The organism is Paenibacillus sp. LjRoot153, assembly GCF_964253085.1.
GTDB lineage: Bacteria > Bacillota > Bacilli > Paenibacillales > NBRC-103111 > Paenibacillus_E.
Map to the genome: position 1 here is coordinate 5,920,668 of NZ_CAXUQH020000001.1, position 14,695 is coordinate 5,935,362.

General features: G+C 45.8%; 11 protein-coding genes. 3 read left to right on the plus strand and 8 right to left on the minus strand.

Annotated elements, in window-relative coordinates; genetic code table 11:
* Nucleotides 1–78: 78 nt before the first annotated feature.
* The gene (gene mutM / locus ACSQ8P_RS25660; protein ID WP_436237778.1) at nucleotides 79–939 is read right to left on the minus strand and encodes a DNA-formamidopyrimidine glycosylase; all 861 of its coding nucleotides are present in this window, start codon (nucleotides 937–939) and stop codon (nucleotides 79–81) included.
* Nucleotides 940–989: 50 nt separating this feature from the next.
* On the minus strand, nucleotides 990–3,653 hold the full coding sequence (polA, locus tag ACSQ8P_RS25665; RefSeq protein ID WP_436237779.1) for a DNA polymerase I: 2,664 nt from the start codon (nucleotides 3,651–3,653) through the stop codon (nucleotides 990–992).
* 141 nt (nucleotides 3,654–3,794) lie between these two features.
* Between polA and ACSQ8P_RS25670 the strand changes: the two genes are divergently transcribed.
* The gene (locus ACSQ8P_RS25670) at nucleotides 3,795–4,544 is read left to right on the plus strand and encodes an HAD family hydrolase (RefSeq protein ID WP_436237780.1); all 750 of its coding nucleotides are present in this window, start codon (nucleotides 3,795–3,797) and stop codon (nucleotides 4,542–4,544) included.
* 18 nt (nucleotides 4,545–4,562) lie between these two features.
* On the opposite strand, the gene ACSQ8P_RS25675 is transcribed toward ACSQ8P_RS25670, so the two are convergent.
* Nucleotides 4,563–6,305, minus strand: a complete 1,743-nt coding sequence (locus ACSQ8P_RS25675) for a GGDEF domain-containing protein (RefSeq protein ID WP_436237781.1) — start codon at nucleotides 6,303–6,305, stop codon at nucleotides 4,563–4,565.
* A 186-nt stretch (nucleotides 6,306–6,491) separates the two neighbouring features.
* Here ACSQ8P_RS25675 and ACSQ8P_RS25680 point away from each other — a divergent pair, with 186 nt between their 5' ends.
* The gene (locus ACSQ8P_RS25680) at nucleotides 6,492–8,063 is read left to right on the plus strand and encodes a response regulator (RefSeq protein WP_436237782.1); all 1,572 of its coding nucleotides are present in this window, start codon (nucleotides 6,492–6,494) and stop codon (nucleotides 8,061–8,063) included.
* A 64-nt stretch (nucleotides 8,064–8,127) separates the two neighbouring features.
* Here the strand turns inward: ACSQ8P_RS25680 and phoU are convergent, their stop codons facing one another.
* From phoU to ACSQ8P_RS25705, 5 genes are all read right to left on the minus strand, one after another.
* The gene (phoU, locus tag ACSQ8P_RS25685; RefSeq protein WP_056616685.1) at nucleotides 8,128–8,787 is read right to left on the minus strand and encodes a phosphate signaling complex protein PhoU; all 660 of its coding nucleotides are present in this window, start codon (nucleotides 8,785–8,787) and stop codon (nucleotides 8,128–8,130) included.
* Between the two features lie 23 nt (nucleotides 8,788–8,810).
* Nucleotides 8,811–9,578 carry a phosphate ABC transporter ATP-binding protein PstB gene (pstB, locus tag ACSQ8P_RS25690; protein WP_436237783.1) on the minus strand — a complete coding sequence of 256 codons (768 nt, stop codon included), beginning with the start codon at nucleotides 9,576–9,578 and terminating at the stop codon, nucleotides 8,811–8,813.
* A 3-nt stretch (nucleotides 9,579–9,581) separates the two neighbouring features.
* Entirely contained in the window at nucleotides 9,582–10,439 is an 858-nt protein-coding gene (gene pstA / locus ACSQ8P_RS25695) for a phosphate ABC transporter permease PstA (protein WP_436237784.1), read from the minus strand.
* On the minus strand, nucleotides 10,436–11,374 hold the full coding sequence (gene pstC, locus ACSQ8P_RS25700) for a phosphate ABC transporter permease subunit PstC (protein WP_436237785.1): 939 nt from the start codon (nucleotides 11,372–11,374) through the stop codon (nucleotides 10,436–10,438). The genes pstA and pstC overlap by 4 nt, the downstream gene beginning before the upstream one ends.
* Nucleotides 11,375–11,542: 168 nt before the next feature.
* Complete coding sequence (locus ACSQ8P_RS25705; protein ID WP_436237786.1) at nucleotides 11,543–12,460, minus strand: phosphate ABC transporter substrate-binding protein; 918 nt, start codon at nucleotides 12,458–12,460, stop codon at nucleotides 11,543–11,545.
* Between the two features lie 254 nt (nucleotides 12,461–12,714).
* Between ACSQ8P_RS25705 and ACSQ8P_RS25710 the strand changes: the two genes are divergently transcribed.
* Nucleotides 12,715–14,637 (plus strand): methyl-accepting chemotaxis protein, encoded by a 1,923-nt coding sequence (locus tag ACSQ8P_RS25710; RefSeq protein WP_436237787.1) that lies wholly within the window; start codon nucleotides 12,715–12,717, stop codon nucleotides 14,635–14,637.
* The last annotated feature ends 58 nt before the right edge of the window (nucleotides 14,638–14,695 follow it).

The following is a 14,695-nucleotide window of genomic DNA, read 5'->3' on the forward strand; positions in this document are numbered from 1 at the left end:
TACCCAAATAACAGACCTCATGGGCTGTTACCTAGGCTAAGTACTCCATATCATATGGGGAGGGTACGCTTCTCGTGCCTATTTCTCAGACTTCTTTCGTGACCGCTTGGGCTTTAAAGGTTGGCAAGTGAGACAAATGTGTGTCCCTCTGCCTCCCACGACGGTTTTCACAATCTCCTGCCCGCACGTTTTGCACGGCTGTGATTGTCTGCCATAAATGTTCAATTGGTGCTGGAAAAGGCCGATTTCACCTTGTCCATTCACATAGGATTTAATGGACGATCCGCCTACCTCAACTGAATCCTGGAGGGTACGAATAATCGCCTCGTGCAACAAACCAAGCTCGCTCTTGCTCAACGAGGAAGCTTCCCGTTCGGGGTGGATGCCCGCCAAGAAGAGGGACTCGTCTACATAAATATTCCCGATGCCCACGATATATGCTTGATTGAGCAGCAGCGGCTTGATCTTCGTAGCTCGATGGCCAATCACCCCTCGAAATACTTCGAGGGTGAACGCCTCATCAAGCGGCTCAAGTCCTAGCTTGACCAACGGCGGCTGCGTAAGCTCATCGCCCTTCGGGAACAGATGCATCGTGCCGAATTGCCGCACATCCTTGTACCGCAGCTCACTGTCATCCGTAAAACGGAACAATACATGCGTATGCGGCTCAAGTGGATCATCACCTGCATACAAGCCATAGCGGCCTTCCATGCGCAAGTGGGAAACCATCACATAATCCGTAAGCACGAAGCGAAGAAACTTCCCTCTTCGTTCAATCGTTTCAACGGTTTGTCCTTGCAGCAGCGTCTCAAACTGCTGAATATCGTCCGGCTTCTGAATAATTCGAGGCAGCCTGACCTGGACATGAGCGATTGTTTTTCCTGTAATTAACTCATTTAAAGTTCGTTTGACGGTTTCGACCTCGGGTAGCTCAGGCAAGGTGTTCACCTCCTTCTCGGTGTTGGGGGCAGTTCACACAAGGAATCAGCCTACTTCGCATCATACCAAGTTAGACCGAAATCAACGTCCGCACGCAAAGGAACGTCCAGCTTCAGCGCAGCTGCCATGACTTCAGGCACAAGCTGCTTCATCGTTTCCAGCTCATCGGCTGGCACTTCGAAGACAAGCTCATCGTGTACTTGAAGCAGCATACGGCTCTTCAGCCCTTCTTTCACTAAGCGATCGGCCATTTGAACCATGGCAAGCTTGATGATATCTGCCGCTGTCCCTTGGATCGGCGTATTCATCGCAGTACGCTCTGCGAATGATCGTATATTAAAGTTTGAATGCGTAATTTCAGGTAATAAACGTCGACGCTGTAGCAAAGTGGTTACGTATCCGTCCCTGCGAGCATCCTTAACGATTTCATCCATATATCGGCGAACCCCTTGGAACACCGCGAAATATTGTTCAATGAACTGAGCGGCTTCCCGACGGGTGATATCTAAGTTCTGTGACAAACCATAATCGCTGATTCCGTATACGATACCGAAGTTAACGGCTTTTGCTTGGCGGCGCATATTGCTGTCAACGGCGCTTTCTTCCACGCCGAAGACGTCCATCGCTGTCTTCGTGTGAATGTCCATATTCTGAAGGAACGCTTCCTTCAGCTTCTCATCCTGCGAGATGTGCGCTAGCACGCGCAGCTCGATCTGCGAGTAATCCGCAGCGAGAATATACCATCCAGGCTCGGATGGGACGAAGACCTTGCGGATCTTACGCCCCTCCTCCAGACGAATCGGAATGTTCTGGAGATTCGGGAATTGGCTGCTGAGACGTCCCGTCGCGGCAATCGTCTGCCGGTAATAAGTATGCACCTTACCGGTTTCAGGCCGCACCTCTTTGAGCAGCCCCTCGACGTACGTCGATTGCAGCTTCGCTAGCGAGCGATAGTGCAGGATCTGCCCGACAACTTCGTTGTAGGGCGCCAGACGTTCCAGCACCTCGGCATCCGTTGAGTAGCCGGTTTTGGTCTTCTTCGAAGCTGGGAGCCCCAGCTTCTCGAACAGAATCTCACCGAGCTGCTTCGGTGAGTTGATGTTGAACTCGACGCCGGCAAGCTTGTAAATGCTGGACATGATCGTGTCCAGCTGCTTACCAAGCTCCACGCCGAGCGTTTTAAGCCCCTCGGCATCCACAGCGATGCCACGCATCTCCATCTCTGCGAGAACGCCGGAGAGGGGCAGTTCAAGCTCGTAGAAGAGTTGATGCATTTCACTCTTCTCTAATTCATCGCGCAGCACGGGAACCATGCGCGCCATCGCCATTGCTTTGCGACCCACATGGTCGCTAAGCGCAGCGAGTTCCGGCAGGCGAAACTTCGCGCCTTTGCCGAACACATCCTCGTCTGCCTTCACAGATGGCAGACCGTATTTCACAGACAGGCCGCTCAAGCTGAGATTCGACTCCGTCGGATCGAGGAGGTAAGCGGCCAGCAGCACGTCGAAATCCACCCCTGCGAGGTGGATGCCCTGCCAAGCCAGCGCCAGCTGCGCTCGGTGCAGGTCGAAGAGCTGCTTCTTCTTGGAAGCATCACTGAGCCAATCGCGCAGCGGCTTGCCAGCATCGCTTTGCAGCAGGGCAAACGGCACATAGTACGAGGTGTTGCTCGCACCATCGTCAATAAACCAGACAACCCCAACCATGACGGCTTGATGCGGATTTTCCCCAACAGCTTCCACATGGATAGCCGCATGATCATCTAATTTGGCAATCAACATACCTACATTGGCTTCTGTCACCGCAACAGCTTCCAGACTCTCGACGACGAGATCTTCAGCCTCCACGTTGGAAGCCCCGAAATCCATTTTCTCCAGCAGCGATTTAAACTCAAGCTTTCGGAACATACCAGACAACGCTTGTCCATCAAAGCCGTCATAACGGAACGAATCCCAAGCTGTTTCCATCGGCACTTCACGGAAGATGGTGGCTAGCTCTTTGCTCATGAGGGCACTCTTGGCATGCTCTTCCACTTTCTCTTTCATTTTGCCTTTCAGACTTGCTGTGTTCGCCAACACTTCTTCAACAGTGCCAAAGTCATGCAGCATTTTGAGCGCCGTCTTCTCACCTACGCCGGGAATACCCGGAATATTATCGGATGTATCGCCCATGAGCCCTTTCAAATCAATGATTTGATTCGGCGTTAGCCCGTATTTCTCTTTGATGGCTTCAGGATCGAAGCGATCCATCTCACTGATTCCCTTGCGGGTAATCGCAACCGTAACTTGCTCAGAAGCAAGTTGGAGCATATCTTTATCCCCAGACACGAGGAGAACTTTCTCCCCTCTCGCATCCGCTTCTTTCGTCAACGTTCCGATAATATCATCCGCTTCATAACCGGATAGCTCGAATTGCGGGATTTTGAAAGCCTTCAGCAATTCTTTAATTAATGGAAATTGTTCGGACAGCTCTGTCGGCGTTTTCGCACGACCGCCTTTATACTCGGTATATTCTTTATGCCGAAACGTAATTTTCCCCGCGTCGAAAGCAACGAGAAAATGGGTTGGCTTTTCTTCTTCAATCAATTTCAGGAGCATGGTCGTAAAGCCATAAACCGCATTGGTATGTAAACCACTTGAATTGCTCAGTAACGGTAACGCATAGAAGGCACGAAACGCGATTGAGTTCCCATCAATAATAATAAGCTTATCCATAAGTTCCACCCCAATTTTAGACATACTTCCTTCATCATAGCATACGAAATTAAAATAAAAAAACGGTTCCCTACATAAACATGTAAGGAGCCGAAATTTTACAAGTTAGGACGGTCAGGTCTTCAGAGGGAGGTTCTCCGTATGAGTCCTTTTTTCTCACCCACACGTAAAAAGGTTATATTTTTTGATATGAATAACACGATTCTTGATCGCAGACAATGCTTCGACTCCGCTTTTCTTGAAGTTATGCAGGATTTCACGGCACGGTGGGAAACGGAAGATTCGAAACTGACCGCGCAAGAGGCACTGCTTAGCTATAAGTCCGAGTGGAGCCGCCATCGCAAAACACCTATCCGAAGCCCAATCTCACCAGACGAGCTGCGGCATATTTGTTTAATCAAAGCACTTCATCCTTTTCCGATGCAGGTGAATACAGCGTTTACGCGAACTTTTTTCAATCAAATCGAAGAGAAAGAGGACAATTTCGTCGCTTTATTCCCAGGGGTAGAAGACACACTAGAGATGCTGTCACGTCAATATAAGCTGGCGATTATCAGTAATGGGAATCGCAATCGACTACAACGTAATTTGGAGAAAATGAAGCTGACTTCATGGTTCGATCAGGAGCGTTTGTTTACAACGGAGAATGATGGACCGCGAAAGCCGCATCCCGCGATTTTTGAGCAAGCCCTGAGATCGATGAACGCGGCTGCGGGCCAAAGTGTGATGGTTGGAAATTCGTGGCGAAACGATGTGGTAGGCGCGGCTTCTACTGGAATGGATGCGGTTTGGATTCACCCGGCCAATATTAAGAAAATCTCAGAAAGGCGGATCGGGAAGCAGAAAGTTATCATCGTACGTTCATTCAAACAATTGATCTATACGTTCTGAAACATTCTTAGGCACAGGTTAGCCAATCGTTTGAAAACAATAAATACTGCCTTGATGCGCCTTCGCTTTCTTTTTGAGCTGAGCCGCTGTTTGAGAAATATAGTCTAGTGAAATAGGGGACTCACAGCTGCAGATGACTAAGGATAAGGACACCGTGACCCCTTCGCTTTTCACTTGTTTGCCCCCCCGATCCACCACATACTCCCAATCTTCGCCTTCATAGAACATACGGACACCAGTTTCGAACCGATTGATGATTTCCTGACACAAGAGTTTCGGTGATAATGAGGTGGATATCGCAATAAAATCATCCCCGCCGACATGTCCGACAAAATCGCTTGGTGTTCCATAGAAAGCGATCGCTTGCTGCATTAAGTCCGCCATATATTGAATTAATTGATCCCCTTTTTGAAAACCAAAACGATCATTGTACCATTTAAAATAATCCAAATCGGCATAGATCACATGGAAAGGAGCTCTCGCAGTTAGTCGTTTATTCAATTCCCGATTAATTTGCAAATTCCCTGGAAGACCCGTTAGGGGATTCGCAACGCGAGCTGACTCCATTTTCACATTCGTAATACTCTCTAATATCGTTCGTATGGAAGCTGAGCCCGCCATTTTTCCCTGACTTGTAATGATGACCAGGTCGTATAAATGATGAATCGCACGTGAAGTTGCCAGTTGGGACACTTGCTCCACAGGCGTTAGCTCATCTACGATCAAAGGAGAAGCATCCATCACGCTATCAATCGTGCGATTCCAATACAGAGAGTAAGCATATTGTCCGGCCAAATGCTGGAATAAGCGATCTCGCATCATAAGGCCACGCGGCTCATCATCATGCACAATGACAACCCCGACTGCCTCTTGATTTTTTTTGAAAAACTCCGCGATTTCGGAAATTTGCACTTTCGTATGGAATACACCAACTGGTGTTTTTAGCTCGCCAATATGCCAAGTCATCGTGCCGCCTTGTACGTTGCGATGCTGCCAAATGGTCATTTTATGCGTATCTTGAACCGTCGCAATCGATGTAGAAGGTCTTCCGAGTAAAAAACCTTGCGCATAATGCACACCCATTTGAGTTAATTTAGCTAGCTCCTCTACTTGTTCAATGCCCTCAGCGATCAATGAAATGTTCATTTTCTGAGCAAATGTAACAAAGGTTTCGAGAATATACGCTTTCACTTTATTCAAATGAATATTTTCAATCAGTGAACGATCGATTTTAATAAAATCAGGCTGAAGCTCGGCAATCGCTTGGAGAGAAGAATATCCTGCCCCCGCGTCATCAATCGCAATGCGGTAACCCTGTGTCCGATAATGGGCTAGAATTTTCTTAGCCAAAGTGAAGTCCTCGATCGAGCTTCTTTCCGTAATCTCGAACACGACATTGCTCGGACGAAGTCCATACTTCTGCAAGATCTCAAGCGTCTTACCTGGGATAAAACCAGGGTCCTCTAGAACGTGAGACGAGATATTAATAAATAACAATTGCTGTTCGTGTTCCAAAATGGAGCCTTGGATAGCCTTCTCACGTGCTAGCCTCTCTAGACGATATAACTCACCTTGCTGCTCCGCATATTGAAACATCGCGAGTGGCGAATGAAACGGGCCATCCACCGGGCCGCGAGTTAAAGCTTCATACCCCATCACTAGTCCATCTTGCAAGGATACAATTGGTTGATATACGGAAGAAATATGTTGTTCTTCTATCAATTTATGAAACTGTATCGCGACTTCTGACTGAGTAAGCATGTCCATCATCCCCATCTATTTCTGCATGTATCCCAAGTCTATCAGATCAAATGATAGGTAAGATTAACCATATGTAAAATGTATGTAAAGACTTTCAGAAAAAAAGAGGGAATTACACTTTTTCCTCGAAAAGGTGAGATATGGATTGTAGGGCGTATAGCAGATCTTGTGCGGAAAGGACAACCGATGGAACAACAAGTAAAAATCTTGGCGGTAGATGATCGCTATGAAAACTTGCTGGCTCTGAATAGCATTCTGGCCTCTTCTTCCTATGATGTTATTTCTTTACAATCAGGGGAGGAAGCACTTCGCTATTTATTAAAAGAACCTGCTGATCATATTGCAGTTATTTTGATGGATGTGCAGATGCCAGGGCTTAGCGGTTTTGAAACCGTAGAATTAATAAAACAACGGAAAGCCTGTCAAGATATTCCGATTATTTTCTTAACAGCCTTAAGCACCTCGATTGAGCATGTATTACGAGGTTATCATGTGGGTTCGATTGATTACTTATTTAAACCTGTACATCCCAAAATGCTGCGCATGAAGGTGGATGGTTTCGTTAATATGCATCTGAACCATCAGAAACTGAAGGCTCAGAGTGAGCTTTTACATAAACGCACATTAGATCTAGAAGAAACGAATCGCAAGCTTGCGGAAGCTGAGGAGAAATTAAAAGAGCAAAACTTACTTCTCGAAAATTGGGTTGAAGAACGTACGTCAGAACTGGTCGATGCCCATGAGAAGCTTATTAACTCCCAAGAGCATTTCAAAAAAATGTTCATCCTCTCACCTTCCTTAATGGCAATCCGCCGACTTCCCGATCTTACCTATCTGGATGTTAATGAAAGTTGGAAGCAGCATACAGGCTATGGTGACGAGGTTATTGGTACAACCTTTAATCTGATGCGTGACGATTCCAATAATCCAGCGAAATATGGCGATATTGTACGTAATGAGAAGGTTCGTTACGTCACCAAATCTGGCGATATTCGGACTGCCCTCCTATCCACAGAGATTATCGATATCGAGGATGAAAATTGCTTGCTGCATGTCGCAGTTGATATTACGGAAAGTCTTCGATTTGAAACCGAAATGGCACGCCTTGCTCAATTAAACCTAGTGGGCGAAATGGCCGCAGGTATTGCGCATGAAATTCGAAATCCGATGACGACCATCCGTGGCTTCCTTCAACTCTTTCAAGAAAATGATCGCCATATGCAAAAAGAATATATCCCCATCATGTTGGAAGAATTGGATAGAGCAAACGATATTATCACGGAATATCTTTCTCTTGCCAAAAATAAGCAATCCTATCAACGTCCTGAGAGTATTAACCGCATTATTGAAAGCTTATTGCCTCTGATTCAAGCAGAAGCTGTCATGTCAGGTAAGCATGTTAATGGTCAATTTGGCTACTGTCCAGAGATACAGCTCGACGACAAAGAAATGCGACAGCTTATTCTGAACATGTGTATGAATGGTCTTGAAGCCATGAGCATAGGTGGAACGCTAACGATCGCAACCTATCAGGAGCCTGAACACGTTGTTCTATTAATTGCTGACCAAGGCAGCGGCATTAAGACAGAGCATTTGGAGAAGCTAGGTCGCCCCTTCTTCACAACAAAGGATGAAGGAACTGGGCTCGGTTTAGCCATTTGCTATAGTATTGCTGCTAGACATCACGCTGCGATTGAAGTGAGCTCCAGCACGAATGGGACAACCTTCTTAATTCGCTTCCCGCTTCATGCCAAATGAGAAAAAGGGCCATCCCCAGAAGTAGATTTGATCTACTTTTGGAGATGGCCCTTCTCTATGTCGCTTACACGTTCAGATCTTTCCGTTTCCCCGTAACCATGTAGATGACGCCTTCGCCAATATTCGTTGTATGATCCGCCACTCGCTCCAAAAAGTGCGCGACAAACAACAGATGGGTCAGTTGACGATTCCGGTGATAATCCGTTCCCATCATCCCCATCAGTTCCTGCATCACCGTACTGTATAGCTTATCTACACGGTCATCCTTCTCGGCCAGCGATGCTGCTCTATGTACATCGCGTTCCGTATAGGATAGAAGGCTCTCGTGCAACATTTCGATAGCAATCTCAGCCATTTGTGGAATGACTTCAAGAGGCTTCACCAGCTCTTCTCCTGCGAAACGAATCGTTATCTTCGCAATATCAACAGCATGATCTGCGATACGTTCCAAGTCAGTCGCAATCTTCAGCGCCGTTCCAATAATTCGCAGATCACTGGCCATGGGTTGTTGAAGAGCGATTAATCGCAGGCATAGTTCATCAATGGTTGTTAAATAGTCATCAATGAGATCATCCTTCTGGATGACTTGCTGTGCGGCTTTCTCATCCAGCTTGGCAAGGGACTCCACGGACGTGTAAATTAAGTCCTCTACACTTTCTCCCATTTGCTGTAATTCCTTCTGCAGTAGTGCCAACGATTGATGAAACCCTGGTCTTGCGTCCATGTGTATCTCTCCCTTTATGTGTTTTAACCGAATCGTCCGGTAATATAATCTTCTGTACGTTGATCATTCGGGTTCGTGAAGATCTTATCGGTTTGGTCGGTTTCGACTAAATAACCGTTCAGGAAGAAAGAGGTTCTATCTGAAATTCTCGCTGCTTGTTGCATATTATGTGTCACAATGATGATCGTATATTTCTCTTTTAACGTTTGTGTTAGTTCTTCTACCTTCAATGTTGAAATTGGATCTAATGCCGAGGTCGGCTCATCCATCAGCAGTACATCTGGCTCTACAGCGAGTAGTCGCGCGATACATAAACGTTGCTGTTGTCCACCGGATAATCCCATCGCAGACTTATTCAGTCGATCCTTGACTTCGTCCCAAAGCGCAGCTTGTTTGAGACTGCGTTCTACAATTTCATCTAGCACGGCCTTCTTCTTGATGCCATGAATACGTGGCCCATAGGCGATATTGTCATAGATGCTCATTGGGAATGGATTCGGACGTTGAAATACCATACCCACACGCTTACGCAGCGAAACGACATCGGAATCCGAGCCATAAATATTGTGTCCGTCCACGGCTACATTCCCAGTGATCCGCACGCTATCAATAAGATCATTCATGCGGTTTAAGGTACGTAGGAAGGTCGATTTCCCACAACCGGAAGGTCCAATCAACGCGGCAATGGTTCCTGTTTCAATACTTAAATCTACGTCGTGAAGCGCCTGATTATCTCCATAAAATAAATTTAATTTTTCTGCTTTAATCTTATACTTCGTCGCAATAGCCATGTGTTATTTCCCCCCGGAAAGTCTTTTTTGTAAGATTCGACTTGGTATCGAAACCAGCAGATTAAAGATTAAGACAACGATTAACAGTAGTGCAGCACTGCCTTTAGCGATTTCTTTCGCATCTGGAACAAGTGATTCTGCACCGATGTACCAAAGATGAACGGAGAGCGTCTCTCCCATTTTGAGCGGATTGAAATCAGGAAAAAAGCGTGAAACGGACAACCCAGCTGTGTAAATGAGAATCGCTGATTCACCAAGTGCACGACCGGCAATTAAAGTGATCCCTGTAATTAAATTAGGTAAAGCGGCTGGAATAAGCACCTTACGGATCGCTTGCCATTTCGTTGAGCCTAGTGCCAAACTAGCTTCCCAATAAGAGTCTGGCACAGTCCGAATGGCTTCCTCTGTAACCCGCACCATGACGGGTAGATTCAACAGTGCAACGGTGGCCGCGCCACCAATGATTGAGAATTTGAGCCCTAGTAAATTAGCGAATAATAGAAATCCGAAAAGACCAAAAACGATGGATGGTACAGAAGAAAGTGCCTCAACAGATATTCTGACAAGGTCAGTGAACCAATTCTTTTGCGCATAAATAGCTAAGTATATGCCTGAAAATAAGCCAATAGGAATCGAAATCACGAGAGACAAGAATAACACATAGAACGAGTTGAAAAGCTGTGGTCCTACCCCGCCGCCAGCTTTGATTTCTTCCGGCTTACCGAAAATGAAATGCCAGGATAGGTGAGGTATACCATCACCTAGTATACGAACGAGAAACCATGCGAGAATCCCGATAATAATAATACCTGATGACCAAAAGTATATGGTTGCGATTCGATCCGTTGTTTTACTTGTCATTTGAGTTCACTCCTCTTAGCTACAATTCGAATGATGAGAATAAGAGATAAGGAGATGACAAGTAGAAGCAGCGCCATTAAATAGAGCGCATTGTTCCAAGTTGACCCGTAATTCGTATTCCCCATATCTTTCACGATCGCTGTTGTTAATACCGTTGTAGAATCAAGAAGCGATTTTGGCATTTGAGGTGAGTTCCCGATAACCATGAATACCGCCATCGTTTCGCCAATCGCGCGGCCCATCCCAAGGATGATGGCTGTCAGAATACCAGGTCGCGCCGCTGGCAAAAGTACACGCCACATCGTTTGCCACCGTGTTGCTCCCAATGCCAGGGAGGCTTCTTCTAATCGACCAGGAAGTGAACGAATCGCATCTTCGGAAATAGACAGGATAGTAGGAAGGATCATAATAGCTAAGATGATAGCCGCCGGTAAAATTCCGTAGCCCACCCCACCTGTAATTTTACCAAGCGCAGGTACAATGACGGTCATCCCGATCAATCCATATACAACAGATGGAATTCCGACAAATAAATCTGTAGCAGGACGCATGATCTCACGCATCCATTTAGGCGCAATTTTCGCCATAAACAAGGCACCTGATAAGGCTAGCGGAACCGAGATGACGACAGCTACAAGTGTCATGAGCAGCGTGCTGTATAGAAAAGGAAACGCTCCGAATTTATTTTGACCAGGTGTCCAATCTGTTGAGAAGAAAAACTCGATAGGACTAACACCTTGAAAGGTCTTGATACCTTGCATACCTACGAAAACAATGATAGAGAAAATGATGGCAGAAACTAAAGCAGCACTGCCTACAAATATCCATCTCATTATTTTATCTTGTCTATGCTGTCCTTGGGTCCATTTGGTGATGACTGGACGATTCTTCTCGTCCGATTTAGCGCTGGTTAGTTGATCTACTATGGAATTCACTGCGTGATTCCCCTTTCTCTTCAGTACACAAGACTTAGTATTATCATAGAATACGAATGTCATTGGATCGTAAATGAATTGTTAAGGGAATGTAAAAGTTTTTGCTTTTTGAACAATAAAAAAACGCTCCATTGATAGCGAGCGTTCTTAGTATGATCTATTTGTTAATTATTTTTTCAACAAATCAGCTGGTAAGAATTTCAACTCACGAACTTGTTTCGCTTGGAATTCTTTGCTTTGGATATAAGCAATGAATGCTTTCGCAGGATCTTTAGCTTCGCCTTTTGTGTACATATGCTCAACACCGAACAATTTGTAAGTACCGTTCTTAATGTTGTCTTCTGTGAAAGCTACGCCATCAATTTTCAATGCTTTTACAGTGTCATCGATATATGGTGTATCAACGTAACCGATGGAACCGGATTGACCAACAACTGCCGTTTTCATAGCACCGCTATTTTCTTGGGTAATACCGTCTTTCGTGAATTCTTTACCGTCCAAAATAATTTGTTTAACTAGTGTACGGGAACCGGAGCTGTCAGGACGGTGAACTAGAACGATTTTCGCGTCATTGCCGCCAACTTCTTTCCAGTTTGTAATTTTACCTGTGTAGATATCCGCTGCTTGTTGTTTCGTTACGTTATCCACTTTCACATCTTTGTTCACGATTAAAGCGAAAGGTGCGATAGCTACTTGGTGATCCACAAGGCCTTTATCTTTATATTCAGCAGCAGGCTCTACGTCGGAGTTACCGATATCAGATGTACCGTCTGCTACGTTTTTAATTCCTGTACCTGAACCACCAGCAGTAACGTTAACGGTTACCTTCGGGTTCTTTTCCATAAACTCAGTTGCCGCTTGTTTCACTAATGGAAGAAGTGCGCTGGACCCGGAAGCTGTAACCGTTCCGCTCAATTCTGTTTTTGGTGTTTCACTAGGCTTTACAGAAGCAGCTGCAGTTGCAGCAGGTGATGCGGAAGCAGCATCTTTAGTTTCTGTTTTAGCGCCGCAACCAACTAAGGACCCCATCATTAGTACCGCTGAAAGTGTAAATGTAATTCCTTTTTTCGACATGAACTTAAACATAGTTAGCATGTCCTCCTTTGAGTTTATGTTTCTGGATTGTTCGATCCCCATCTACTTGTGTGTCGAACGACCTTACTTCCATATGGTAACAAGCGAATGTAAATTACAAACCCACGAAACGTTAACGTAATGTAAAACTTTTAATTTACAATTCGTTTACATAGTTCGACGTTTTAGTTAATAGAAACCCACTATATTAATAAGTAGTTAGGCGGAAAAATGTCTAAGCTTGTCTATTTATAGGAGGTATACATATGCATATTATGTCTTTGTCCAACTTTTCTATGCGTGCAAAATTAATCGCAAGCTTCAGCGGCGTATTGCTCATTTTCTTGGCCGTGGCCCTGTTCAATCTTAATCAGGTGACGCAAATTAAGCACCATATGAACGATCAGAATGATAAAGTAGATCTTAAAGTGATGGCGCTTGAGCTGAAAAATTTGGTTCAGGAGATGAATATCATCGCTTCTGGTCTTGAAATTTCGAAGAAACCGGAATTTATTGAGAAATACAATAGTAAACGTAAACCCTACAACGATTTCATTCAAAAGATAGGCGATACCGCCAGTACCCCCGATCAACAAAAATGGCGAAGCCAGTTAATCCAAGCCTCGGTTGATTACATTAACAATTTCGATACAGCAGCTAAAATGGTTCAGGACACCAGCATCAAGCCAACCGATCTTCAGATTAATTTGTTGTACTTATATAGTGAATCGCAAGAGTTGAAGGATAACATCTTTGGATTAGTCGATAAGTTTTATATCACTTATGCGGATGGGGCTGAGCAGGCGATTGCCAGATCCTCCAAGGCTCTCAATGATAGCCGCGCGATCATGCTCGTTGCTTCGGCCTTTGTCTTCTTTCTGACCCTGGTTATTGCGTTTCTCATAATAACGTCGTTCACACGTCCGATCTCCGTTTTGCAAAGAGCCGTCGCTCGCATTGCCTCTGGAGATTTAACCCACACCATTAACTCCACTGCTACTGATGAGCTTGGGCAATTAAGCAATAGCTTTGACCAGATGATTAAACAGGTTAGGCTCATGCTCGGAGCAACCAAGGGCATTGCTTCTTCCTTATCTGCCCATTCGCATGAATTTCATCGCTTCTCACAGCTGACGGCTTCAGCTAATTCAGATATCCTCAAAGCGATCCACGAGATCTCGACAGGCGCGGATGAACAAGCGATGAAAACAGAGAGCAGCTCCTTGCTCATTGCCGAGCTTGAAGATGAGATCCGCGATATCAGCGCGTATACCCATGAAATGAAACGCAGCAGCGACGAGGCTGCTGTCGATACGCAGCAAGGTACTGCGTCCGTGCAGGCGCTCAAAGCATCGACTGCGCAGTCGCAGCTCCTTCTGCAGAAGGTAGATGCGGCGATGCAGACGCTCAGCGCCAGCTCGAAGCAGATCGGCGCCATCGTGCGCTCGATCATGGATATTTCAACGCAGACGAATGTCCTTGCGTTGAATGCCGCGATCGAAGCGGCCAGAGCCGGTGTGCACGGACGCGGCTTCTCTGTGATCGCGGACGAAGTACGCGAGCTTTCCCTGCAAACGAACGGATCGTCGAAGACGATCAGCGGTATAATCGGGACGCTGCAGGGACAGATTCAGGAGCTGCAGCTTTCACTTGCCGATGCGCGTGAATCTGCGCTAACGCAAAGCAATCACGTGGAGGAGACCTTCGGTTCCTTTAGCAGAATTGAGCAATCAACGTTAGTCATCCGTGAGCAGATTGTGCAGATACATCAGAAAATCGAGCAAGCCCAATCGAAAAACGATCACCTTGTCGATTCCGTTCAGTTTGTTGCCGCAATAGCGCAAGAAACAGCGGCAGGTGTTGAAGAGGTAAACTCAACCAGCATCCAACAGGACGCTTCAATTCGGCGTATTGCCGAAGAGTCAGATGATATTCTTGAGCTGGCTCAGCAGCTTTTCGCAGAAATTAGCAAGTTTCAGATTGCTGCGGTTGTAAGTAGGGACGAGACAATAGAAGTCAATGCAGCTGGAGATCTAATCGTGGAACAAATTGTGGAACAAATCGCAGCGATTGAAGAGGAATTGAACGTAGATCCCGTATTTGAACAGCGTCGTGAAGTGCCTCAACAGAAGGTAATCAAGGACGAGGAGCAGCTTCAAGTAAAGAAAGAATTGGTCGAGATCAAGTAACGAATACATTCGAAGAAGCTGCCTCAAAGGTAGAACAGTTGCCCGTTTCTTTCGGACC